This window comes from Buchnera aphidicola (Chaitophorus viminalis) (genome assembly GCF_026122795.1).
GTDB classification, from domain to species: domain Bacteria; phylum Pseudomonadota; class Gammaproteobacteria; order Enterobacterales; family Enterobacteriaceae; genus Buchnera_J; species Buchnera_J aphidicola_BK.
In genome coordinates, this window is the sequence record NZ_JAIWQV010000001.1 from 116,623 (window position 1) to 138,061 (window position 21,439).

The window sequence follows — 21,439 nt, forward strand, 5'->3', positions numbered from 1 at the left end:
TAAAATTATGTCAAAAGAAAAGTTTGAACGTTCTAAAGTACATATTAATGTTGGAACAATTGGTCATGTAGATCATGGAAAAACTACTTTAACTGCTGCAATTACTACTGTTTTATCTAAAAAATATGGTGGCTCAGCTCGTGCTTTTGATCAAATTGATAACGCTCCAGAAGAAAAAGCGAGAGGTATTACAATAAATACTTCTCATGTGGAATATGATACTAAAAATAGACATTATGCTCATGTAGATTGTCCTGGACATGCAGATTATATAAAAAACATGATTACTGGTGCAGCTCAAATGGATGGGGCAATATTAGTAGTTGCAGCTACTGATGGTCCAATGCCACAAACTCGAGAACATATTTTATTAGGAAGACAAGTAGGAGTACCTTATATTGTTGTTTTTTTAAATAAATGTGACATGGTAGATGATGAAGAATTATTAGAATTAGTAGAAATGGAAGTCAGAGATTTATTAACACAATATGAATTTCCAGGTGATGATACTCCAATTGTTAGAGGTTCAGCTTTAAAAGCATTAGAAGGAGATGTAAAATGGGAATCTAAAATTATTGATTTAGCTAATTTATTAGATTCTTATATACCAGAACCAAAGAGAGCAATAGATGAACCATTTTTATTACCTATTGAAGATGTTTTTTCTATTTCCGGAAGAGGAACAGTAGTAACTGGAAGAGTAGAACGAGGAATAATTAAAATAGGTGAAGAAGTAGAAATTGTAGGCATTAAACCTACTACAAAAACTATTTGCACTGGTGTAGAAATGTTTAGAAAATTATTAGATGAAGGACGTGCAGGTGAAAATATTGGTGTTCTTTTAAGAGGTACAAAAAGAGAAGATATTGAGAGAGGTCAAGTTTTATCAAAACCAGGAAGTATTTTACCTCATGTAAAATTTGAATCTGAAGTATATGTTTTATCTAAAGAAGAAGGAGGTAGACATACACCATTTTTTAAAGGATATAGACCTCAATTTTATTTTAGAACAACTGATGTAACAGGTTTAGTTGAATTACCAAAAGATATTGAAATGGTTATGCCGGGAGATAATATCAAAATTACAGTGACTTTAATACATCCTGTAGCTATGGAAGATGGATTAAGATTTGCTATTAGAGAAGGTGGAAGAACTGTAGGAGCAGGTGTAGTATCTAAAGTTATTAGTTAAAACTTAATTTATTAAATAAATAATTTAAGTTTAAGAATATAATTTTTAATCAAGAAAAGAAAGATTTCTTTTCTTGATTTTAATAGTAATTTGAAATTTTAAAATTAATATTAATATTAGATAAATAATAATATAGTATTAATTTGTAAAAAGATTTATTTTATAATATTATTTATAAATAAATTATTAAAATTTAATTATTCTAAAAAATATTTAATATTTTAATATAAAATTACTTATTTCTAAGATTCTTTCTATATTTTATAGAAAGAAATTTTTAGTTTTTATTATAATCAATAATTGGAGTTCTGACATTATGCAGAACCAAAGAATTAGAATACGTTTAAAAGCGTTTGATCATAAATTAATAGATCATTCGACTGCAGAAATTGTAGAAACTGCAAAAAGAACTGGAGCTCAAGTAAATGGTCCAATACCTTTACCTACAAAAAAAGAAAAGTTTACAGTTCTAATTTCTCCTCATGTTGATAAAGATGCACGTGATCAATATGAAATTCGTACTCATAAAAGACTAATAGATATTATAGAACCGACAGAAAAAACTGTAGATGCTTTAATGAGATTAGATCTTGCTGCAGGAGTAGATGTTCAAATAAGTTTAGATTAATAATTTATTTTTAAAGGAGTTAATAAAAAATTGTGCTTGGATTAGTAGGTAAAAAAATTGGTATGACAAGAATTTTTAGTGAATCAGGAAATTCAATTCCTATAACTGTAATTGAAATAGTGGAGAATAGAATTACGCAAATTAAAGATCAATATTTAAAAAAATTTTTTACAATACAATTAACTACTGGAGAAAAAAAAAATAAAGTTTTAAATAAACCGAAATTAGGACATTTTAAAAAAAATAATATTCAACCAGGTCGTGGATTATGGGAATTTAAAGTTTTAGACAAAAGTAAATTTTTTGTAGGTCAAAATTTATATGTAGATTTTTTTAAAGATATAAAAAAAGTAGATATTACAGGAATTTCTAAAGGAAAAGGTTTTTCTGGTACCATTAAGCGTTGGAATTTTTCTTCTCAAGATGCTTCACATGGAAATTCTTTATCACATAGAGCACCTGGATCAATTGGACAAAATCAAACTCCAGGACGTGTATTTAAAGGTAAAAAAATGTCAGGTCATTTGGGAAATAAAAAAGTTACGATACAAAGTTTATCAGTAGTTGAAATTAATAAAAATAAAAACTATCTTTTAATTAAAGGTTCAGTTCCTGGTATGTTAGGTGGAAATTTAATTATTAAACCTTCTGTAAAAAACATAAAAGGAGTGAATGTATGGAATTAATTTTAAAAGACACTAAAGAAGTAGTAAAGATATCGTCTAAGATTTTTAACTGTGATTTTAACGAATTATTAGTGAATCAAGTTTTAAAATCATACTATTATTCTCAAAGACAAGGTACTAAATCTCAAAAAAGTAAAGCAGAAGTTTCTGGATCTGGAAAAAAACCTTGGCGTCAAAAAGGAACAGGAAGAGCTCGTGCAGGATCTTTAAGAAGTCCTCTTTGGCGTTCTGGAGGTGTAACGTTTGCTTCTAAACCTAAAAATTATTTTAAAAAAATTAATAAAAAAATGTATCGTGGAGCATTAAAATGTATATTATCTAAATTAATTAAAGATGATTGTATGATTGTTTTTAAGGAATTTAAAATTCAATTTCCTCGTACAAAAGTATTATTAAATAAATTAAATAAAATTTGTACAAAACATGTAATGATTATAAAAGAAAAAATAGATAAAAATATTTTTTTAGCTTCTAGAAATTTATATAAAATTACAGCTGTGAATTTAGATTCTATAAATCCTTTAATTTTATTGAATTATAGAAAAATTTTAATAACATTACAAGCATTAAAAAAATTAGAGGAAATTCTTGAATGTTAAAACAAAACTTCTTATTTCAAACTATTCAATCTATATATGTTTCAGAAAAATCTAATCAATCTAAAGAAAATAATGTATTAGTTCTTAAAGTTGATAAAAAAGCTACTAAAAAAGAAATTAAAATATCTGTAGAAGAAATGTTTAAATTAAAAGTAAGAAAAGTAAATCTTTTAAATGTTAAAGGTAAAAAAAAAAATAAAGGTAAAAACATATTTTTTAAAAAGAATTGGAAAAAAGCATATGTTTTTTTAAATTCTAATCAAAATTTAGATTTTTTAAATAATTCAGCATAAATTAGAGAATAAAATTAATGACAATTGTTAAATGTAAACCCACTTCTCCTGGACGTCGCCATGTAATCAAGGTAGTAGATTCTAATTTATATAAAGGTCAACCATTTTCTAATTTATTAAAGAAAAATAATAAAAGCGGTGGAAGAAATAATAAAGGTAGAATTACTACTAGACATATTGGAGGAAGACATAAAAGAGCATATCGAATAATAGATTTTAAAAGAACGAAAGATAATATTTTTGCTTCTGTGATTCGTTTAGAATACGATCCTAATCGTTCTTCAAATATTGCTTTAATTTTATATAGAGATGGAACATATAGTTATATTTTAGCACCTAAAGGTCTTAAAATTGGATCTAAAATATGTTCTGGAAAAAATGTAGGTATTAAAATAGGAAATTCTCTACCATTAAATAAAATTCCTATAGGTTCATTTATTCATAATGTTGAATTAAAACCTGGTAAAGGAGGACAACTAGCTCGTTCTGCAGGGAGTTATTTACAAATTATTTCTAAAGAAAATGATTATGTTAGTGTACGTATGCGTTCTGGAGAAATGAGAAAAATATTATCAAATTGTAGAGCTACTATTGGTGAAGTAGGAAATTCTGAACATATGTTACAAGTTTTAGGAAAAGCAGGAGCTTCTCGTTGGAGAGGAATTAGACCCACTGTACGTGGTACTGCTATGAATCCTATTGATCATCCACATGGAGGAGGTGAAGGTAGAAATTTTGGGAAACATCCAGTGACTCCATGGGGTATACAAACTAAAGGTAAAAAAACAAGAAGAAATAAAAGAACACAAAAATTTATTATTCGTTCTAGAAAAAAATAATTTATTACATATAGGATATATTTTATGCCACGTTCTTTAAAAAAAGGACCATTTATTGATTCAAGTTTATTAAAAAAGATAGATATATCTATATCTCAAAAAAGTAGAAAACCGATTAAAACATGGTCTAGAAGATCTACTATTTTTCCAAATATGGTTGGTTTAACTATTGCAGTACATAATGGAAAACAACATATTCCTATTTTTATTACAGAAGAAATGGTTGGTCATAAATTAGGTGAATTTTCTTTAACCAGAACTTATAGAGGTCATTCAGCTGATAAAAAAATTAAACAACGTTAATTCCGTTTATATAAATAAGGAAAACATTTGTGAAAGTTTTTGCTACGTATAAAAAAGCTCGTTCTTCTGCTCAAAAATTAAGATTAATTGCAGATGAAATTCGTGGAAAAAAAGTAGAAACAGCATTGAATATATTAAATTTTTCTAAGAAAAAAGCAGCATTATTAATAAAAAAAGTATTAGAATCTGCAATTTCTAATGCAGAAAATAATCAAGGATTAGATATTGATTTATTAAAAATTTGTGAAATTTTAATAGATGAAGGTCCAACTATAAAACGTATGATACCTCGTGCTAAAGGAAAAGCAGATCAAATATTGAAACGTACTAGTCATATTAAAATTGTAGTATCAGAATTGTAATTTGGAGAGATATAATTATGGGACAAAAAGTACATCCACATGGAATGAGATTAGGAATTATTAAACAATGGAATTCTATATGGTTTTCTAATAGTAAAAATTTTTCTGAATATTTAAGTAATGATTTTGAAGTACGGCAGTTTTTAATGAAAAAATTATCTCGAGCATCCGTTTCAAAAATTATTATAGAAAGACATTCTAAAACTATAAAAGTGATTATATATACTTCTAGACCAGGAATTGTAATTGGAAAGAAAGGTGAAGATATAGAAAATTTAAAAAAAATTATTTCAAAGATTTCTAAAGTACAATCTCAAATTACTATTTCAGAAATAAGAAAACCAGAGTTAGATGCAAAATTAGTAGCAGATAACATTGCATCTCAATTAGAAAAAAGAGTAATTTATCGTCGAGCTATGAAAAGAGCTATTCAAAATTCTATGAGACATGGTGCTAAAGGAATTAAAGTAGAAATTAGTGGAAGATTAGGTGGTTCAGAAATTGCTAGAACAGAATGGCAAAGAGAAGGCAGAGTACCATTACATACATTACGTGCAGATATTGATTATAGTTTTGTTCCAGCTCATACTATTTATGGTGTAGTAGGAGTGAAAGTTTGGATTTTTAAAGGAGAAATTTTAGGAGGAATGCCAAATATTGAAGATAAAAATTATTCTAATATAAATTTTACTAAAAATAAAAAAAATAAAAGATAGTAAGGAGAATTTTTATAATGCTTCAACCTAAACGTACCAAATTTAGAAAAATGCATAAAGGACGTAATAGAGGTATAATTGTAAATGATAAAATTATTTTTGGAACTTTTGGTTTAAAAGCAATTACAAGAGGTCGTTTAACATCTCGTCAAATTGAATCTGCTAGAAGAAGTATTGCTCGATATGTGAAAAAATTAGGAAAACTATGGATACGTATTTTTCCAGATAAACCAATTACTCAAAAACCTTTAGAGGTTAGAATGGGAAAAGGAAAAGGAAATGTTGAATATTGGGTTTCATTAGTTCAACCAGGAAAAATTTTATATGAAATTACTGGTATTTCTGAAGAAGAATCTCGTCAAGCATTTAAATTAGCTTCAGATAAATTACCTGTGAAAACTATATTTGTTTATAAAGTGGAAGATTTATGAAGATTAGTGAATTAAGAAATAAAAAATTAGATTTTTTAAATACAGAATTGTTAAATTTATTGAAAGAAAAATTTAATTTAAAATTACAATTTTCTTCTAATAAATTAAAACAAACTCATTTATTAAAAATAAATAGAAAAAATATTGCAATTATTAAAACAGTCATATCTGAAAAGGATCGATTACATGTCAGAAAAAAGTAAATTTTTACAAGGAGTAGTAATAAGTAATAAAATGCAAAAGTCTATTATTGTTCTTGTAGAAAGATTTATTAAACATCATACATATAAAAAATTTATAAAAAAAAGAACTAAATTTTTCGTACATGATGAATATAATAAATGTTCTATTGGAGATTATGTATATATTAAAGAATGTCGTCCTATTTCTAAAAATAAATCTTGGACTTTAGTGAATATTATAAAAAAATAATATTTAATTAAATTTTGTAATATTTATAAATTTTAAATTTTTTATACAAGGTTAATATAAATGATTCAAGAACAAACTATATTAAATATAGCAGATAATTCTGGAGCTCGTTCGGTAATGTGTATTAAAGTATTAGGTGGATCTAAACGTAGATATGCTAATATTGGAGATATAATAAAAATTGCTGTTAAAGAAGCTATTCCTCGAGGAAAAGTAAAAAAAGGAGAAGTGTTAAAAGCAGTTATAGTTAGAACTAAAAAAGGTATTCGAAGATCAGATGGTTCTGTATTAAGATTTGATAGTAATGCATGTGTTGTTTTAAATAATAATGAACAACCAATTGGAACGCGTATTTTTGGTCCAGTTACTCGTGAGTTACGTACAGAAAAGTTTATGAAAATTATTTCTTTAGCTCCTGAAGTATTATAAAATTTACAGGTATAATAACATGGCATCAAAAATTCGTATTAATGATAAAATAATTGTTATATCAGGAAAAGATCGCGGTAAAATTGGAATAGTAAAAAAAATATTTTCTAAAAATAAAGTGATTGTTAAAGGTATAAATATAGTAAAAAAACATATTAAACCTATTCCAGCAGAAAATAAATTAGGTGGTATTATAAAAATGGAATCTTATATTCATATTTCTAATATCGCTCTTTTAAATCCTAATACAAATAAACCGGATAAAGTAGGATTTAAGTTTAATCAAGGAAAAAAAATTCGTTTTTTTAAGTCTAATAATTTATCTATTAAATAAATTGGAATATAATAATGATTGATATGTATAATTTTTATAAAACACAAGTCATTCCAAAGTTTATTAAAAAATTTAATTATACTTCTATAATGCAAGTACCAAAAATAGATAAAATTACATTAAATATGGGAGTAGGAGAAGCTTTAGTTAATAAAAAAAAATTAGAATATGCAATATCTGATTTAACTTTAATTTCTGGACAAAAACCTATAGTAACAAAAGCTAGAAAATCAATTGCAGGATTTAAAATTAGACAAGGAAATGCGATTGGATGTAAAGTTACTTTAAGACGTTTAAGAAAATGGCATTTTTTAAATAAATTAATTAATATTGCTATGCCTAGAATTCGAGATTTTAGAGGATTTCCAAAAAAATCTTTTGATAAATGTGGAAATTATAATTTTGGTATTAAAGAACAAATTATTTTTCCTGAAATTGATTATGATAAAATTGATAAGATTAGAGGTTTAGATATATCAATAGTTACTACAGCTAAATCTAATTTAGAAGCATTTTATTTATTATCAAAGTTTAATTTTCCTTTTCGTAAATAATTTAATTAAGGTTTTATTACATGGCTAAAAAATGTATGAAAGAAAGAGAAATTAAAAGAAGATATTTATCTAAAAAATTTTACAATCAAAGAATGGAATTAAAATCTATAATTAAAAATATAAAATTGTCTAAAGAAAAACGTTGGAAAGCTGTTTTAAAATTACAAAAATTACCTCGAGATTCTAGTATATCGCGTCAGAGAAATCGTTGTTATATTACAGGTAGACCTCATGGTTTTTTAAGAAAATTTGGTTTTAGTAGAATTAAATTAAGAGAAGCAGCTATGAGAGGAGAAGTTCCTGGTTTAAGAAAATCTAGTTGGTAAAAGTATTTTAATTGTATTAAGGAAATATATTATGAGTATGCAAGATCCTATATCTGATATGTTTGTGCGCATTAAAAATGCTCAATCTGCAAATAAAATTTCAGTAAATATTCCTTTTTCTAATTTTAAAACAGAAATTGCTAAACTTTTAAAAAAAGAAGGTTATATAGAAAATTATTTTGTAAAACATATGCAGAAATCTAATTTAGAAATTTTTTTGAAATATTTTAAAGGAAAACCAGTAATAGAAAGTATTATAAGAGTTAGCAAGCCTGGATTAAGAATATATAAAACAAGGAATGAAATTCCACAAGTAATTTCTGGTTTAGGTATTGCAATTATTTCTACATCTCAAGGTGTACTCTCTGATCGAGAAGCTAGAAAAATAGGTTTAGGTGGAGAAATTATTTGTTATGTATCTTAATTAAAGGAAAAAATATGTCTAGAATTGCTAAACGTTCTATTATAGTTCCTAATAATATTAAAGTAATATTAAAAAATCAAGATATTGTGATTCAAGGGGAAAAAGGTACGTTAAAACGTACTTTTAATAAATTAGTAAATATTAGTTATATAAATAATATATTAACTTTTAAAGCGCGTTATAAATCTGATTCATTAGGATGGATGCAAGCAGGAACTGCTAGATCATTAACCAATTCTATGATTATTGGAGTGACATGTGGATTTTCTAAAAAATTGCATTTAATCGGGGTTGGATATAAATTTTCTATAGAAAATATAAATACAAATGAACTTATATTATCTTTAGGATATTCACATAATATTAAATATATTTTTCCATTAGGAATTAATATTGAATTAATTTCATCAACGGAAATTCTAATTAAAGGTATAGATAAGCAATTAGTAGGTCAAGTTTCTGCAAATTTAAGAAAATATCGTAAACCTGATTCTTATAAAGGAAAAGGTGTACGATATTTCAATGAATTTGTAAAAACTAAAGAGGCAAAGAAAAAGTAATATGAAAAATATGAATTTAGTTAAATATTCTAGAAAAAAAAGAGCTTTAAAAATACGTAAAAAATTAAAATCTTTAAAAAAGGTACGTTTAGTCGTATATAGAACTTCTCGTCATATTTATGCTCAAATTATTTCTTGTAATAATTTTTCTGTTTTAGTAACTGCATCAACTTTAGAAAAAGATATTAATAAAAATTTAGGATATACTGGAAATAAAATTTCTGCTGAAATTATTGGTAAAATTATTGCACAACGTGCTTTAAAAAAAGGAATTACAAAAGTATCTTTTGATCGTTCAGGTTTTAAATATCATGGAAGAATTGAATCTTTAGCGAATTCTGCACGTAAATATGGTCTTCAGTTTTAAGGTATAAAATTATATGATTTATTTTGAAAGAAAAAATATTAAAGATTTACAAGAAAAATTAATTACTTTAAATCGAGTTTCTACAACTGTAAAAGGTGGACGAATTTTTTCATTTAGTGCTTTAGTTGTAGTAGGTAATAATAAAGGAAAAGTTGGTTTTGGATACGGAAAATCTAAAGAAGTTCCGTTTGCTATTCAAAAAGCAATGGATAAAGCTAGAAAAAATATGATTAGTTTTACATTAAAAAATAATACTTTACAACATACAGTTTATGAAACTTATACTAGTTCTACAATATTTATGAAACCTGCTGCAGCAGGAACTGGAATTATTGCTGGTGGTGTAATGCGTTCTGTATTAGAAGTTTCTGGTATAAAAAATGTTTTAACTAAAATATATGGATCTACTAATCCAATTAATGTAGTTAGAGCTACTATTAATGGATTATGTAACATGAAATCTCCAATATATATTGCTAATAAAAGAAACAGGTCAATTCGAGATATTTTTGAGTAAAAATATTATGAAAAAATTTTTAATAATTCAACAAATTAAAAGCAAGATTGGTATCTTACCTAAACATAAAAATGTTTTAAAAGGTTTAGGATTGCGTTATATTAATCATGTAGTAAAAAGAAGAAAAAATAAATCAATTTTAGGTATGATCAAAAAAATTTCATATATGTTAAAAGTAACATAGGTAACTTTTATGTATTTAAATACTATATTTAAAAATTCTTGTCAAAAAAAAAAAAAACGTGTAGGTAGAGGCATTGGTTCTGGTTTAGGAAAAACTGCAGGTAGAGGGCATAAAGGTCAAAAATCTAGAACTGGAAGTAGAATTAAAAGAGGCTTTGAAGGAGGTCAAACTCCTTTATATCGAAGAATACCAAAATTTGGTTTTAATTCAAAAAAAAAAAAATATAGATCAGAATTAAAATTATCAGAATTATTAAAATTAAATAAAAAATTTATTGATTTAAATCTTTTAAAAAAAAGAAATATAATCAAATCATACATTAAATGTGTGAAAATTATTTCTTCTGGAAAAATTTCAACTCCTTTAATAATTAAAGGTTTATCTGTAACACAAGGAGCTCGTTTATGGATTGAATCTTGTGGAGGAAAGATTGAGGAATAATAATATAGAATGGATAAAAAATTAAATTTAAATTTTAAAAATATTAGTATGAATTTTTCTGAAATTAAAAATAGATTATTGTTTTTAATTTTTGCATTGATAATTTTTAGATTAGGTTCTTTTATTCCTGTACCTGGAATTGATACAGCATCTTTGTCTAAATTATTAAGAAATCAACAAGGTACAATTGTAGAAATGTTAAATATGTTTTCTGGAGGATCTTTAAATAGAGCTTCTATTTTTTCTTTAGGTATTATGCCGTATATTTCATCTTCAATTATGATACAATTATTAACTTTTATTTATCCAACTTGGAAAGATTTAAAAAAAGAAGGTGAAGCTGGTCGTGAAAAAATTAATCAGTATACTAAATATTTAACAGTTTTTTTGTCAATTATACAAGCTGTAGGAATTTCTTTAAGTTTACCTAATATGCCAGATATGAAAGTATTAATTTTTAAATTAGACTTATGTTTTTATTTAACAACTATAGTTAGTTTAGTTACTGGAACAATATTTTTAATGTGGATTGGAGATTTAATTACAGAATATGGACTTGGAAATGGAATTTCTGTAATAATTTTTGCAGGAATTATGGCAAATTTACCAATAGCTGTATTTCATACTTTAGAAGCATTAAGATTAAATAATTTAAATATATTATTATTAATATTTACAGTAATTTTAATTTTTTTGATTATTTATTTTGTTGTTTTTATTGAAAAAAGTCAAAGAAAAATTATAATTCATTATTCTAACAGACAACAAAATAATAGAATGCATTTTTCTCAAAATATAGCTCATTTACCATTAAAGATTAATATGTCTGGAGTTATTCCAGCAATTTTTGCTTCTAGTGTGATTTTATTTCCAACAACTATTGCATCTTGGATAAAAGAAAATAATCATAGTTCTTTATATTTATTAAATTTTATTTGTGATAATCTTCAACCAGGAACATTTTTATATATATTTTTATATACTATTTCTATTATATTCTTTTGTTTTTTTTATACTAATTTAGCTTTTGATTCTAGAGAAACTTCAGATAATTTAAAAAGATCTGGAGCTTTTATTCAAGGAATTAGACCTGGTGAACACACTTCGAATTATATTAGAAAAATTATGTTTCGATTAACTTTTATTAACTCGATATATATTGTTTTTATTTGTTTAATTCCAGAATTAATACATTTTTTAACACATGTTCCGTTTTATTTTGGAGGAACTTCATTATTAATAGTTGTTGTGGTAATTATAGATTTAATTACGCAATTACAAACATTAATGGTTTCTAGGCAATATAAATCTTCTTTTCGAAGAGCAAATTTAAATTTAAAAAAATAAATTTTTATTAATATTATTGAGGAGATTTCATGAAAGTTCGCACTTCTATAAAAAAATTATGTAGAAATTGCAAAATTATACGAAGAAAAAATGTAGTACGAGTAATATGCAGTAATGATCCTAAACATAAACAAAGACAAGGATAAAAATTAAATATTTTTAAATAAAAATTTATTAAATAATTTTTTATTAATAATAAGGAGTTTAAATTGGCTCGTATAGCAGGAATAAATGTTCCTGATCAAAAGCGTACTATAATAGCTTTAACATTTATTTATGGAATTGGAAAATCTCGTTCTAAAATTATTTGTAATATTTTAAAAATAAATCAAATAACAAAAATTTCAGAATTAAGTAAAGATCAAATAGAAGATTTAAGATTAGAGGTAGCAAAATTTATTGTAGAAGGTGATTTAAGAAGAGAAAATACTTTAAATATTAAAAGATTAATAGATTTAGGATGTTATAGAGGTATACGTCATCGTAGAAAACTTCCTGTACGAGGACAACGTACTAAAACTAATGCCCGTACTAGAAAAGGACCACGTAAACTAATAAAAAAATAATATAGGTAATTAAAATTTTATGCAAAAAAAAAAAATTCGAATAAAAAAACGCATTAAAAAAAAAATTTCAGATGGTATAGCGCATGTTTATGCATCTTTTAATAATACTATTGTTACTATTACTGATAAAAAAGGAAATTCTTTAGGATGGGCTACTTCTGGTGGTTCTGGATTTCGTGGTTCTAGAAAATCTACTCCTTTTGCTGCTCAAGTTGCTGCAGAAAAATGTGCTGAAAAAATTAAAGATTATGGTATAAAAAATTTAGAAGTGATGGTGAAAGGTCCTGGTCCTGGAAGAGAATCTACTATTCGAGCGTTAAATGCTGCAGGATTCAGAATTACAAATATTACAGATATTACTCCTATTCCTCATAATGGATGTAGACCACCTAAAAAAAGACGAGTTTAATTTTTTTTTAAAATTTAAAAAAATAAAAAGAGTATTTTATGGGAAAATATTTAGGTCCTAAATTAAAATTATGTAGACGTGAAAAAACAGATTTATATTTAAAATCTGGTTTAAGATCTATTGGTTCAAAATGTAAAATGGATCATTTACCAGGACAACATTATGTCAGAAAGAAAAGAGTTTCAGAATATGGTAAACAATTACGAGAAAAACAAAAAGTACGTCGTTTATATGGAATTTTAGAAAAACAATTTAGAAATTATTATAAAATTTCTGTTCGATCTAAAGGAAATACTGGAGAAAATTTATTAAGGTATTTAGAAAATAGATTAGATAATATCGTTTATAGAATGGGTTTTAGCACGACAAGATTAGAAGCACGACAGTTAGTTAATCATAAATCTATTACTGTAAATAAAGTTATAGTAAATATTCCTTCATATCAAGTGTCTCCTAATGATGTTATAGAAGTTCGAGATAAATTTAAAAAGCATTTAAGAATTAAAGCTGCTTTAGAACTTTCTGAGCAAAAAGAAAAATCAGCATGGATGGAAGTAGATTCAGTAAAAATGAAAGGAGTTTTTATTAGAACACCAGATAGAATAGATTTATCTTCTGAAATTCAAGAGCATTTAATAGTAGAACTTTATTCGAAATAATTTTTTTAAAGGTTGAATAATGACAGATTCATTAATGAATTTTTTAAAACCTCGTTTAGTAAATATTCAACAATTTAATTATAAACATTCTAAAGTTACTTTAGAACCTTTAGAACGTGGTTTTGGACATACTTTAGGAAATGCATTACGTAGAATTCTTTTGTCTTCTTTACCTGGATGTGCTGTAACTGAAGTAGAGATAGAAGGAATTTTACATGAATATAGTACTAAAGAAGGAATTAAAGAAGATATATTAGAAATTTTATTAAATTTAAAAGAATTACCTGTAAAAATTTATGATAAAAATTTTTCCTATTTAACTTTACAAAAAAAAGGAATAGGTGTAGTAACTGCTTCTGATATTCAATGTGATTCAAGTGTAGAAATTGTGAATTTAGATCATGTGATATGTAATTTAACTAATTATTCTTCTTGTATTAATATGAAAATTAAAGTAGAAAAAGGAAGAGGATATTCTCCAGCATCGACTCGTTTTAAAAATAATATTCATGAAAATAGTATAGGAAAATTATTTATCGATGCATGTTATAGTCCTATTGAACGTATTTCTTATCAAGTAGAAGCTGCTAGAGTAGAGCAAAGAACAGATTTAGATAGACTAATAATAGAATTAGAAACAAATGGAACTATTGATCCTGAAGATTCAATTCGACAAGCTGCGACTATTTTATCTAAGCAATTAGAATATTTTGTTGATTTAAAAGATGTTAGTGAACCAATAGTTCCTATTGTTCAACCTGAATTTGATTCAATTTTGTTAAAACCTGTAGATGACTTAGAATTAACTGTAAGATCTGCAAATTGTTTAAAAGCAGAATCAATACATTATATTGGTGATTTAATACAAAAAAATGAAGTAGATTTATTAAAAACTCCGAATTTAGGAAAAAAATCATTAACTGAAATTAAAGATATTTTAGCTGCTAGAAATTTATCATTAGGAACAAAATTAGAAAATTGGCCTCCAAAAAGTATTTTAGAAGAATAAAATAGATTTAAAAAAGGAAGATTATAAATTATGCGACATCAAAAAGTTGGTCGTAAATTAAATAGAACAGGTAGTCATTTAAAATCAATGTTAATAAATTTATCATGTTCATTATTTTTACATGAAAAAATTAGAACGACTTTAGCAAAGTCAAAAGAATTAAGAAGAGTAGTTGAACCTATTATTACAGTCTCTAAAATTGATAATTTACATAATCGAAGATTTATTTTCTCTAAAATTAGAAATAATAATATTTTACATAAATTATTTACAGATTTAGGTCCTTTTTTTAAAAATAGATTAGGTGGATATACTAAGATTATTAAATGTGGTTATAGAAATGGAGATAAATCTCCTATGGCGTATGTTTTATTAGTTGAAAGACATCATATACAAAATAAAATTTTAAAGAGTGAATAATAAATTATTTTATATATAAAAAACAAAACGGCATAGGTATGCCGTTTTGTTTTTTATAGAAATTATTTCATTTTATATATTTTTTAAAATTATATAATGTTACCGATTTGAAATAATTTTTTATAAGAATGTATGATTTTATCTACTGTATTTTTTTTTTTTCCAGAAATTTGTAATTTTATAATATTAATAAAATTTTTTTTTGTACTTATTAATATTCCATTGGAATCAGCTTTAATAATTTTTCCAGGAGTAGTTTTTTTATGAGATTGAACAATATTTACTTTCCAAATTTTAATCATAATTTTATTTATAAAAAAAAAAGTTCCTGGCCATGTATTAAACGCTCTAACTTTTTTTTCTATTTTTGAAGCTTTTTCATTCCAGTTTATTAAACCGTCTTTTTTATATATTTTTTTTGTATAAGTTGCATCATTTTCTTTTTGCGGAATAGAAATATTTTTTTTTAAAAAAATGTTTTTTAAAAATTTAATTAAAGATTTTTTTCCTAAAATACATAATTTTTTTTTTAATGTTTTATATGTATCTTTTTTTTTTATATTAATTGATTTTTTATATACAATATTTCCTGCATCTAATTTATCATTTATTTGAATAATACTAATTCCAGTTTTTTTTTTTCCTTTAAGTATAACCGATTGAATAGGAGATGGACCTCTAAATTTTGGTAATAAAGAAGTATGAATATTAATACATCCTAAAGAAAAAATTTTAATTATTTTATTTGGTATCATTAATCCAAAAGAAACAACAATCATTATATCTGGTTTTAATTTTTTTAAGATTTTATAATATTTTTCTGAATTTAATGAATTTAACTGTATTAATGATAATTTATTTTTTATAGCTATCTTTTTTATTTCTGAAAATTGAATTTTTTTTCCTCTACCAATTTTTTTATCTATTTTTGTAATTACAGCTAATATATTAAATTTTTTTACAATTAATTCATTTAAATGAATAGAAGAAAATTTATCAGTTCCTGCAAAAATTATTTTAATATTTTTCATGATTTTTTTTTAATTAATTTTTTTTTAATTCTATTCTTTTTTAAAGATGATAAATAATCTATAAACAATGTACCGTTTAAATGATCTATCTCATGTTGTATACATACAGAAAGTAAAGATTTTGCATTTAAAATGAAATTTTTTCCATAAGCATTATATCCAGAAACAGTTATATATTTAAATCTAGAATTAATACTGTATTCGTAATTTGGAATAGATAAACATCCTTCTTTAATTTTTATTTTTCCATTTTTTTTTTGAATTTTAGGATTAATTAAAACTAATGGATATTTTAAAGGATATATTTTATCTATAACTATAATTTGTAATTGAATATCTACTTGTATTGCAGCTAAACCAATTCCTTTTTTTTTATACATTGTATGAAACATTTTTCGAACTATATTTTGAATATTTTTATCAAAAATTTGCACCGGTTTAGCAATTTTTCGAAGATTTTTGTTTGGATATTTTAATATTTTAAAAATAGACATTTTTTAATTTTTTTAGATTTTAAATGTGAAATATAATACATTATATAAAAAGAATTTTATAAAATAAAAAAATATATTTTTTTAAATAATTTTATATAAAAGGATTTTTTTTTATGAATAAAAATTTTTTGTCTTCTTTACAAATTTGTATACAAAAATTAAATCAAAATGAAGTAATAGCATATCCAACAGAATCAGTTTTTGGATTAGGTTGTAATCCAGATAGTGAAGTTGCAGTAAAAAAATTGTTATTTATAAAAAATAGAACTATAAATAAAGGATTTATATTAGTATCTTATCATTATAATCAATTAATTCCTTATATTATTGAAAAAAAAATTTTACAAAAAAAACATCTTTTATTAAATAAAAAACAATTTTTAACCTATCTTGTTCCAGCTCATTCAAAAGTACCAATTTGGTTAACAGGAAATTCTAAATTAATTGCTGTAAGAATTACTCAACATAAATTAATAAAAAATTTATGTTTTTATTTTAATAAACCTATTATTTCTACAAGCGCAAATATTTCTGGTGAAAAACCTTGTGAAACTATAACACAAGTTAAAAAAATTTTTGGTCAAGATTTTCCAATTTTGAATGGATTTTTAGGAAATAAAAAAAAACCTTCTAAAATTATAAATTTGTTAACTGGAGAAGTAATACGTGCTTAATTTTAATAAAAATATTTGTTATGCTGTTTTTGGAAATCCAATAAATCATAGTAAATCTCCTAAAATACATAATTTTTTTTTTAAAAAATATAATTTTAATGAAAAATATATTCGAATTTGCGCTTCAAAACAATTTTTTTTAAAAGAAATTTTAAATTTTTTTGAAAATGGAGGTAAAGGAGCAAATATTACTTTACCATTTAAAGAAAAAGTGTTTTCTATTTGTACAGTTTTAACAAAAAGAGCACAGATATCTGGTTCTATTAATACATTAAAAAAAAATAATATAGGTATTATTGGAGATAATACAGATGGAATTGGTTTACTTACAGATTTAAAATATAAAAATTTAATTAGTAAAAATGATAATATATTAATTTTAGGTGCAGGTGGAGCAGCTAGAGGAATTATTTATCCTTTATTAAAATTTGGATGTAATATTTATATTACTAATAGAACTATACAAAAAGCTAAAATTTTATCAAAGGAATTTTTAAAATTTGGATATATTAAATATTTAAAATTAAATCAATTACATAAAAATAAATTTCAAATTATTATAAATGCTACTTCAGCTGGAATTTCTGATCATAGTTCTTTAGTTATACCTTCTAATATTTTTAATCAAAAAACTATTTGTTATGATATGTTTTATGGAAATACAGATACTAATTTTATGAAATTATGTAAAAATTTAGGTTCAAAAAAAGTATATAATGGAATAGGAATGTTAGTTAATCAAGCAGCTCATTCTTTTTTTTTGTGGACTGATATTTTTCCTAAAATAAATGATGTTTTTAATTTTTTAAAAAAATAATATAAAATATTATTTATTACAATTATTAATTGTTTCATAAAATTTTTTTTTAATGTATGATATTTTATATTTTTTTTTCTTAATTAATATAAATTACTTGACTCTTGTGTTTGAATATGTAAAATAGTTACATTAGTAAAAAATATTTTATTTTAAATATTTTATTATAATGAAATTATAAAAATTTTTTTAAAAAAAAAAAATGAAATAAATAATTTTAATAATAAAAATTAGTCCCCTTCGTCTAGCGGTCTAGGACACTGCCCTTTCACGGCAGCAACAGGGGTTCAATTCCCCTAGGGGACAATATTTAAAAAAAAATATTTCCTATTTTAAATTATTATGATATAATTACATTTTAAGTTAAACTTTATTTAAAATATTATTTTTTTAAGTTCTTTAAAAATTCGGAACAAGTATAATTTTAATTATTATCAAAACACCTGTGGGTTGTAAGGTTAAGCAAAAAAGCGTATATGGTGGATGCCTTGGCAGTCAGAGGCGATGAAGGACGTACTAATCTGCGAAAAGCGTCGATAAGTTGATAAGAAACGTTATAGTCGGCGATTTCCGAATGGGGAAACCCATCATATTTTTATATGATATTATTTATTGAATAAAATAAATAAATAAAGCAAACCAAGGGAACTGAAACATCTAAGTACCTTGAGGAAAAGAAATCAATTGAGATTCCCTGAGTAGTGGCGAGCGAAATGGGAAAAGCCCAGAGTACAAATTATAATTTTATTTTTAATAGAATAATTTGGAAAAATTAGCGATACAAGGTGATAGCCCTGTAAATGAAAAAAATATATTATAAACTCGAAAAGTAAAACGAGACACGAGAAATCTTGTTTGAAGATAGGGGGACCATCCTCTAAGGCTAAATACTCCTGACTGACCGATAGTGAACTAGTACCGTAAGGGAAAGGCGAAAAGAACCCCTGTTAGGGGAGTGAAATAGATCCTGAAACCGTATACGTACAAGCAGTAGAAGCTCAATTTTATAGAGTGACTGCGTACCTTTTGTATAATGGGTCAGCGACTTGTACTCTGTAGCAAGGTTAACCGAATTTTTAAAAAGGGGAGCCGTAGGGAAACCGAGTCTGAAATGGGCGTTTAGTTTCAGGGTACAGACCCGAAACCCGGTGATCTAGCCACGGGCAGGTTGAAAGTTAGGTAAAACTAATTGGAGGACCGAACCGACTGATGTTGAAAAATCAGCGGATGACCTATGGCTAGGGGTGAAAGGCCAATCAAACCGGGAGATAGCTGGTTCTCCTCGAAAGCTATTTAGGTAGCGCCTCGTGAAATTCATCTTCGGGGGTAGAGCCACTGTTTCGGTTAGGGGGTCATACTGACTTACCAATCCGATGCAAACTCCGAATACCGTAGAATGTTATCACGGGAGACACACAGCGGGTGCTAACGTTCGTTGTGGAAAGGGAAACAACCCAGACCGCCAGCTAAGGTCCCAAAATCATAATTAAGTGGGAAACGATGTGAGAAGGCATAAACAGCCAGGATGTTGGCTTAGAAGCAGCCATCATTTAAAGAAAGCGTAATAGCTCACTGGTCAAGTCGGCTTGCGCGGAAGATTTAACGGGGCTAAATTATGTACCGAAGCTGCGGCAGTATTTTTTTTACTGGGTAGAGGAGCGTTCTGTAAACCGTAGAAGATATATTGTAAAGTATATTGGAGGAATCAGAAGTGCGAATGCTGACATGAGTAACGATAAAGCAGGTGAAAAACCTGCTCGCTGAAAGACTAAGGTTTCCTGTCCAACGTTAATCGAGGCAGGGTAAGCCGATTCCTAAGGCGAGGCTGAAAAGCGTAGTCGATGGACAACAGGTTAATATTCCTGTGCTTGAATTTATTGCGACGGGAGGACGAAAAAGGTTAGATTATCCAAGCGACGGTTGTCTTGGTTTAAACGTGTAGACATAAATATTTAGGAAAATCCGAATATTTTTTAAGTTAAGGCGTGATGACGAGTTATTACGGTAACTAAGTAATTTATACCATATTTCCAAGAAAATTCTCTAAGCATCAGATAAATTCAAATCGTACCACAAACCGACACAGGTAGTTGGGTAGAGTATACTAAAGCGCTTGAGAGAACCCAGATGAAGGAACTAGGCAAAATGGTGCCGTAACTTCGGGAGAAGGCACGCTAACTCGTAAGTGAGAGGATTTACTCCTTTAGCTGAAGTTAGTCGAAGATACCAGCTAGCTGCAACTGTTTATTAAAAACACAGCACTGTGCAAACATGAAAATGGACGTATACGGTGTGACGCCTGCCCGGTGCCGGAAGGTTAAATCAAGGAGTCAAAGGTTAAACTTAAAGCTCTAACATGAAGCCCCGGTAAACGGCGGCCGTAACTATAACGGTCCTAAGGTAGCGAAATTCCTTGTCGGGTAAGTTCCGACCTGCACGAATGGCGTAATGATGGCTAGGCTGTCTCCATCTGGGACTCAGTGAAATTGAAATTGCTGTGAAGATGCAGTGTACCCGCGGCAAGACGGAAAGACCCCGTGAACCTTTACTATATCTTGACATTGAATATTTATATTTAATGTGTAGGATAGGTGGGAGACGTTGAATCTAATACGTCAGTATTAGTGGAGTCTACCTTGAAATACCACCCTTTAAATATGAATATTCTAACCTAGCACCGTTAACCGGTGTAGAGACAATGTCTGGTGGGTAGTTTGACTGGGGCGGTCTCCTCCCAAAGAGTAACGGAGGAGTACAAAGATTGGCTAATTACGGTCGGAAATCGTAAGTTTAGTGCAAAGGCATAAGCCAGTTTAACTGAGAGCGTGATAACGCAATCAGATGCGAAAGCAGGTCTTAGTGATCCGGTGGTTCTGAATGGAATGGCCATCGCTCAACAGATAAAAGGTACTCCGGGGATAACAGGCTAATACCGCCCAAGAGTTCATATCGACGGCGGTGTTTGGCACCTCGATGTCGGCTCATCACATCCTGGGGCTGAAGCAGGTCCCAAGGGTATGGCTGTTCGCCATTTAAAGTGGTACGCGAGCTGGGTTTAGAACGTCGTAAGACAGTTCGGTCCCTATCTGCCGTGGGCGTTGGAAGATTGAGGGGATCTATTTCTAGTACGAGAGGACCGAAGTGGACGCATCACTGGTGTTCGGGTTGTCATGCCAATGGCATTGCCCGGTAGCTATATGCGGAAAAGATAAGTGCTGAAAGCATCTAAACACGAAACTTACCCCAAGATTAATCTTCCCTGAAACTCTTGTAAGTTTACTGAAGGGACGTTGAAGACTACAACGTAGATAGGCTAGGTGTGTAAGCATAGTAATATGTTAAGCTAACTAGTACTAATGACCCGAGAGGCTTAACCTTACAACACCAGAGGTGTTT

Annotated in this window: 33 protein-coding genes, 1 tRNA gene and 1 rRNA gene; 33 read left to right on the forward strand and 2 right to left on the reverse strand. The window is 26.6% G+C overall.

The window, feature by feature from the left end:
* Positions 1-7 precede the first annotated feature (7 nt).
* The 29 genes from tuf (at position 8) to rplQ (ending at position 15,027) form a co-directional block, all read left to right on the forward strand.
* Positions 8-1,192: an elongation factor Tu gene (gene tuf / locus LDP12_RS00605; protein WP_265226448.1), complete on the forward strand. Its 1,185-nt coding sequence runs from the start codon at positions 8-10 to the stop codon at positions 1,190-1,192.
* Between the two features lie 316 nt (positions 1,193-1,508).
* The gene (gene rpsJ, locus LDP12_RS00610) at positions 1,509-1,820 is read left to right on the forward strand and encodes a 30S ribosomal protein S10 (protein WP_265226449.1); all 312 of its coding nucleotides are present in this window, start codon (positions 1,509-1,511) and stop codon (positions 1,818-1,820) included.
* A 32-nt stretch (positions 1,821-1,852) separates the two neighbouring features.
* The gene (rplC, locus tag LDP12_RS00615; protein WP_265226450.1) at positions 1,853-2,506 is read left to right on the forward strand and encodes a 50S ribosomal protein L3; all 654 of its coding nucleotides are present in this window, start codon (positions 1,853-1,855) and stop codon (positions 2,504-2,506) included.
* On the forward strand, positions 2,497-3,105 hold the full coding sequence (gene rplD, locus LDP12_RS00620) for a 50S ribosomal protein L4 (RefSeq protein ID WP_265226451.1): 609 nt from the start codon (positions 2,497-2,499) through the stop codon (positions 3,103-3,105). The genes rplC and rplD overlap by 10 nt, the downstream gene beginning before the upstream one ends.
* A complete protein-coding gene (rplW, locus tag LDP12_RS00625; protein ID WP_265226452.1) occupies positions 3,099-3,398 on the forward strand; it encodes a 50S ribosomal protein L23 in 300 nt (99 codons plus the stop codon). Before rplD ends, rplW begins: the two co-directional genes overlap by 7 nt.
* A 17-nt stretch (positions 3,399-3,415) precedes the next feature.
* Positions 3,416-4,237 (forward strand): 50S ribosomal protein L2, encoded by an 822-nt coding sequence (gene rplB, locus LDP12_RS00630; RefSeq protein WP_265226453.1) that lies wholly within the window; start codon positions 3,416-3,418, stop codon positions 4,235-4,237.
* 24 nt (positions 4,238-4,261) lie between these two features.
* Entirely contained in the window at positions 4,262-4,540 is a 279-nt protein-coding gene (gene rpsS / locus LDP12_RS00635; RefSeq protein WP_265226454.1) for a 30S ribosomal protein S19, read from the forward strand.
* 29 nt (positions 4,541-4,569) lie between these two features.
* Positions 4,570-4,902: a 50S ribosomal protein L22 gene (gene rplV / locus LDP12_RS00640; RefSeq protein WP_265226455.1), complete on the forward strand. Its 333-nt coding sequence runs from the start codon at positions 4,570-4,572 to the stop codon at positions 4,900-4,902.
* Positions 4,903-4,919: 17 nt separating this feature from the next.
* On the forward strand, positions 4,920-5,618 hold the full coding sequence (gene rpsC, locus LDP12_RS00645; RefSeq protein ID WP_265226456.1) for a 30S ribosomal protein S3: 699 nt from the start codon (positions 4,920-4,922) through the stop codon (positions 5,616-5,618).
* 17 nt (positions 5,619-5,635) lie between these two features.
* Positions 5,636-6,049, forward strand: a complete 414-nt coding sequence (rplP, locus tag LDP12_RS00650; RefSeq protein WP_265226457.1) for a 50S ribosomal protein L16 — start codon at positions 5,636-5,638, stop codon at positions 6,047-6,049.
* Positions 6,046-6,252: a 50S ribosomal protein L29 gene (gene rpmC / locus LDP12_RS00655; RefSeq protein ID WP_265226458.1), complete on the forward strand. Its 207-nt coding sequence runs from the start codon at positions 6,046-6,048 to the stop codon at positions 6,250-6,252. The genes rplP and rpmC overlap by 4 nt, the downstream gene beginning before the upstream one ends.
* A complete protein-coding gene (rpsQ, locus tag LDP12_RS00660; protein WP_265226459.1) occupies positions 6,236-6,481 on the forward strand; it encodes a 30S ribosomal protein S17 in 246 nt (81 codons plus the stop codon). The genes rpmC and rpsQ overlap by 17 nt, the downstream gene beginning before the upstream one ends.
* 60 nt (positions 6,482-6,541) lie before the next feature.
* Entirely contained in the window at positions 6,542-6,910 is a 369-nt protein-coding gene (gene rplN, locus LDP12_RS00665) for a 50S ribosomal protein L14 (RefSeq protein ID WP_265226460.1), read from the forward strand.
* Between the two features lie 19 nt (positions 6,911-6,929).
* Entirely contained in the window at positions 6,930-7,244 is a 315-nt protein-coding gene (gene rplX, locus LDP12_RS00670) for a 50S ribosomal protein L24 (protein WP_265226461.1), read from the forward strand.
* Between the two features lie 14 nt (positions 7,245-7,258).
* Positions 7,259-7,798 (forward strand): 50S ribosomal protein L5, encoded by a 540-nt coding sequence (rplE, locus tag LDP12_RS00675; protein ID WP_265226462.1) that lies wholly within the window; start codon positions 7,259-7,261, stop codon positions 7,796-7,798.
* 20 nt (positions 7,799-7,818) lie between these two features.
* On the forward strand, positions 7,819-8,124 hold the full coding sequence (gene rpsN, locus LDP12_RS00680) for a 30S ribosomal protein S14 (protein ID WP_265226463.1): 306 nt from the start codon (positions 7,819-7,821) through the stop codon (positions 8,122-8,124).
* Between the two features lie 31 nt (positions 8,125-8,155).
* Positions 8,156-8,548, forward strand: a complete 393-nt coding sequence (rpsH, locus tag LDP12_RS00685) for a 30S ribosomal protein S8 (RefSeq protein WP_265226464.1) — start codon at positions 8,156-8,158, stop codon at positions 8,546-8,548.
* Between the two features lie 14 nt (positions 8,549-8,562).
* Positions 8,563-9,108 carry a 50S ribosomal protein L6 gene (rplF, locus tag LDP12_RS00690; protein WP_265226554.1) on the forward strand — a complete coding sequence of 182 codons (546 nt, stop codon included), beginning with the start codon at positions 8,563-8,565 and terminating at the stop codon, positions 9,106-9,108.
* 1 nt (position 9,109) lies between these two features.
* Positions 9,110-9,475, forward strand: coding sequence for a 50S ribosomal protein L18 (gene rplR, locus LDP12_RS00695; protein ID WP_414734420.1), 366 nt, complete (start codon positions 9,110-9,112; stop codon positions 9,473-9,475).
* A gap of 13 nt (positions 9,476-9,488) precedes the next feature.
* Positions 9,489-9,992, forward strand: coding sequence for a 30S ribosomal protein S5 (gene rpsE, locus LDP12_RS00700; protein ID WP_265226465.1), 504 nt, complete (start codon positions 9,489-9,491; stop codon positions 9,990-9,992).
* Complete coding sequence (gene rpmD / locus LDP12_RS00705; RefSeq protein ID WP_414734421.1) at positions 9,985-10,176, forward strand: 50S ribosomal protein L30; 192 nt, start codon at positions 9,985-9,987, stop codon at positions 10,174-10,176. The genes rpsE and rpmD overlap by 8 nt, the downstream gene beginning before the upstream one ends.
* A 9-nt stretch (positions 10,177-10,185) precedes the next feature.
* Positions 10,186-10,617, forward strand: a complete 432-nt coding sequence (gene rplO, locus LDP12_RS00710) for a 50S ribosomal protein L15 (RefSeq protein WP_265226466.1) — start codon at positions 10,186-10,188, stop codon at positions 10,615-10,617.
* Between the two features lie 9 nt (positions 10,618-10,626).
* Positions 10,627-11,964, forward strand: a complete 1,338-nt coding sequence (secY, locus tag LDP12_RS00715; RefSeq protein ID WP_265226467.1) for a preprotein translocase subunit SecY — start codon at positions 10,627-10,629, stop codon at positions 11,962-11,964.
* Positions 11,965-11,993: 29 nt separating this feature from the next.
* The gene (rpmJ, locus tag LDP12_RS00720; RefSeq protein WP_265226468.1) at positions 11,994-12,110 is read left to right on the forward strand and encodes a 50S ribosomal protein L36; all 117 of its coding nucleotides are present in this window, start codon (positions 11,994-11,996) and stop codon (positions 12,108-12,110) included.
* A 63-nt stretch (positions 12,111-12,173) separates the two neighbouring features.
* Positions 12,174-12,530, forward strand: a complete 357-nt coding sequence (gene rpsM, locus LDP12_RS00725; protein WP_265226469.1) for a 30S ribosomal protein S13 — start codon at positions 12,174-12,176, stop codon at positions 12,528-12,530.
* Between the two features lie 19 nt (positions 12,531-12,549).
* Positions 12,550-12,939 carry a 30S ribosomal protein S11 gene (gene rpsK, locus LDP12_RS00730; protein WP_265226470.1) on the forward strand — a complete coding sequence of 130 codons (390 nt, stop codon included), beginning with the start codon at positions 12,550-12,552 and terminating at the stop codon, positions 12,937-12,939.
* A gap of 38 nt (positions 12,940-12,977) precedes the next feature.
* The gene (rpsD, locus tag LDP12_RS00735; protein ID WP_265226471.1) at positions 12,978-13,598 is read left to right on the forward strand and encodes a 30S ribosomal protein S4; all 621 of its coding nucleotides are present in this window, start codon (positions 12,978-12,980) and stop codon (positions 13,596-13,598) included.
* 19 nt (positions 13,599-13,617) lie between these two features.
* Positions 13,618-14,607: a DNA-directed RNA polymerase subunit alpha gene (locus tag LDP12_RS00740; RefSeq protein WP_265226472.1), complete on the forward strand. Its 990-nt coding sequence runs from the start codon at positions 13,618-13,620 to the stop codon at positions 14,605-14,607.
* Positions 14,608-14,637: 30 nt separating this feature from the next.
* Complete coding sequence (gene rplQ, locus LDP12_RS00745; RefSeq protein WP_265226473.1) at positions 14,638-15,027, forward strand: 50S ribosomal protein L17; 390 nt, start codon at positions 14,638-14,640, stop codon at positions 15,025-15,027.
* A gap of 89 nt (positions 15,028-15,116) precedes the next feature.
* Here rplQ and fmt read toward each other — a convergent pair whose 3' ends face one another.
* The gene (gene fmt, locus LDP12_RS00750) at positions 15,117-16,058 is read right to left on the reverse strand and encodes a methionyl-tRNA formyltransferase (protein ID WP_265226474.1); all 942 of its coding nucleotides are present in this window, start codon (positions 16,056-16,058) and stop codon (positions 15,117-15,119) included.
* Positions 16,055-16,552: a peptide deformylase gene (gene def / locus LDP12_RS00755; RefSeq protein ID WP_265226475.1), complete on the reverse strand. Its 498-nt coding sequence runs from the start codon at positions 16,550-16,552 to the stop codon at positions 16,055-16,057. The genes fmt and def overlap by 4 nt, the downstream gene beginning before the upstream one ends.
* A gap of 113 nt (positions 16,553-16,665) precedes the next feature.
* Here def and LDP12_RS00760 point away from each other — a divergent pair, with 113 nt between their 5' ends.
* The 4 genes from LDP12_RS00760 to LDP12_RS00775 all read left to right on the forward strand — a co-directional run bounded on the left by LDP12_RS00760 (position 16,666) and on the right by LDP12_RS00775 (position 21,421).
* A complete protein-coding gene (locus tag LDP12_RS00760; protein WP_265226476.1) occupies positions 16,666-17,226 on the forward strand; it encodes a Sua5/YciO/YrdC/YwlC family protein in 561 nt (186 codons plus the stop codon).
* The gene (aroE, locus tag LDP12_RS00765; protein ID WP_265226477.1) at positions 17,219-18,043 is read left to right on the forward strand and encodes a shikimate dehydrogenase; all 825 of its coding nucleotides are present in this window, start codon (positions 17,219-17,221) and stop codon (positions 18,041-18,043) included. Before LDP12_RS00760 ends, aroE begins: the two co-directional genes overlap by 8 nt.
* Positions 18,044-18,276: 233 nt before the next feature.
* Positions 18,277-18,349 (forward strand) — tRNA-Glu (locus LDP12_RS00770).
* 150 nt (positions 18,350-18,499) lie between these two features.
* Positions 18,500-21,421: ribosomal RNA gene (locus LDP12_RS00775) — 23S ribosomal RNA — on the forward strand.
* Positions 21,422-21,439 lie beyond the last annotated feature (18 nt).

What these genes read in the sequence shown, in the direction of transcription:
- tuf (WP_265226448.1), top strand. Translation starts at nt 8, where the DNA reads ATGTCAAAAGAAAAGTTTGAACGTTCTAAAGTACATATTAATGTTGGA.
- rpsJ (WP_265226449.1), top strand. Translation starts at nt 1,509, where the DNA reads ATGCAGAACCAAAGAATTAGAATACGTTTAAAAGCGTTTGATCATAAA.
- rplD (WP_265226451.1), top strand. Translation starts at nt 2,497, where the DNA reads ATGGAATTAATTTTAAAAGACACTAAAGAAGTAGTAAAGATATCGTCT.
- rplW (WP_265226452.1), top strand. Translation starts at nt 3,099, where the DNA reads ATGTTAAAACAAAACTTCTTATTTCAAACTATTCAATCTATATATGTT.
- rplB (WP_265226453.1), top strand. Translation starts at nt 3,416, where the DNA reads ATGACAATTGTTAAATGTAAACCCACTTCTCCTGGACGTCGCCATGTA.
- rpsS (WP_265226454.1), top strand. Translation starts at nt 4,262, where the DNA reads ATGCCACGTTCTTTAAAAAAAGGACCATTTATTGATTCAAGTTTATTA.
- rpsC (WP_265226456.1), top strand. Translation starts at nt 4,920, where the DNA reads ATGGGACAAAAAGTACATCCACATGGAATGAGATTAGGAATTATTAAA.
- rplP (WP_265226457.1), top strand. Translation starts at nt 5,636, where the DNA reads ATGCTTCAACCTAAACGTACCAAATTTAGAAAAATGCATAAAGGACGT.
- rpmC (WP_265226458.1), top strand. Translation starts at nt 6,046, where the DNA reads ATGAAGATTAGTGAATTAAGAAATAAAAAATTAGATTTTTTAAATACA.
- rpsQ (WP_265226459.1), top strand. Translation starts at nt 6,236, where the DNA reads ATGTCAGAAAAAAGTAAATTTTTACAAGGAGTAGTAATAAGTAATAAA.
- rplN (WP_265226460.1), top strand. Translation starts at nt 6,542, where the DNA reads ATGATTCAAGAACAAACTATATTAAATATAGCAGATAATTCTGGAGCT.
- rplX (WP_265226461.1), top strand. Translation starts at nt 6,930, where the DNA reads ATGGCATCAAAAATTCGTATTAATGATAAAATAATTGTTATATCAGGA.
- rplE (WP_265226462.1), top strand. Translation starts at nt 7,259, where the DNA reads ATGATTGATATGTATAATTTTTATAAAACACAAGTCATTCCAAAGTTT.
- rpsN (WP_265226463.1), top strand. Translation starts at nt 7,819, where the DNA reads ATGGCTAAAAAATGTATGAAAGAAAGAGAAATTAAAAGAAGATATTTA.
- rpsH (WP_265226464.1), top strand. Translation starts at nt 8,156, where the DNA reads ATGAGTATGCAAGATCCTATATCTGATATGTTTGTGCGCATTAAAAAT.
- rplF (WP_265226554.1), top strand. Translation starts at nt 8,563, where the DNA reads ATGTCTAGAATTGCTAAACGTTCTATTATAGTTCCTAATAATATTAAA.
- rplR (WP_414734420.1), top strand. Translation starts at nt 9,110, where the DNA reads ATGAAAAATATGAATTTAGTTAAATATTCTAGAAAAAAAAGAGCTTTA.
- rpsE (WP_265226465.1), top strand. Translation starts at nt 9,489, where the DNA reads ATGATTTATTTTGAAAGAAAAAATATTAAAGATTTACAAGAAAAATTA.
- rplO (WP_265226466.1), top strand. Translation starts at nt 10,186, where the DNA reads ATGTATTTAAATACTATATTTAAAAATTCTTGTCAAAAAAAAAAAAAA.
- secY (WP_265226467.1), top strand. Translation starts at nt 10,627, where the DNA reads ATGGATAAAAAATTAAATTTAAATTTTAAAAATATTAGTATGAATTTT.
- rpmJ (WP_265226468.1), top strand. Translation starts at nt 11,994, where the DNA reads ATGAAAGTTCGCACTTCTATAAAAAAATTATGTAGAAATTGCAAAATT.
- rpsK (WP_265226470.1), top strand. Translation starts at nt 12,550, where the DNA reads ATGCAAAAAAAAAAAATTCGAATAAAAAAACGCATTAAAAAAAAAATT.
- rpsD (WP_265226471.1), top strand. Translation starts at nt 12,978, where the DNA reads ATGGGAAAATATTTAGGTCCTAAATTAAAATTATGTAGACGTGAAAAA.
- LDP12_RS00740 (WP_265226472.1), top strand. Translation starts at nt 13,618, where the DNA reads ATGACAGATTCATTAATGAATTTTTTAAAACCTCGTTTAGTAAATATT.
- rplQ (WP_265226473.1), top strand. Translation starts at nt 14,638, where the DNA reads ATGCGACATCAAAAAGTTGGTCGTAAATTAAATAGAACAGGTAGTCAT.
- fmt (WP_265226474.1), bottom strand. Translation starts at nt 16,058, where the DNA reads ATGAAAAATATTAAAATAATTTTTGCAGGAACTGATAAATTTTCTTCT.
- def (WP_265226475.1), bottom strand. Translation starts at nt 16,552, where the DNA reads ATGTCTATTTTTAAAATATTAAAATATCCAAACAAAAATCTTCGAAAA.
- LDP12_RS00760 (WP_265226476.1), top strand. Translation starts at nt 16,666, where the DNA reads ATGAATAAAAATTTTTTGTCTTCTTTACAAATTTGTATACAAAAATTA.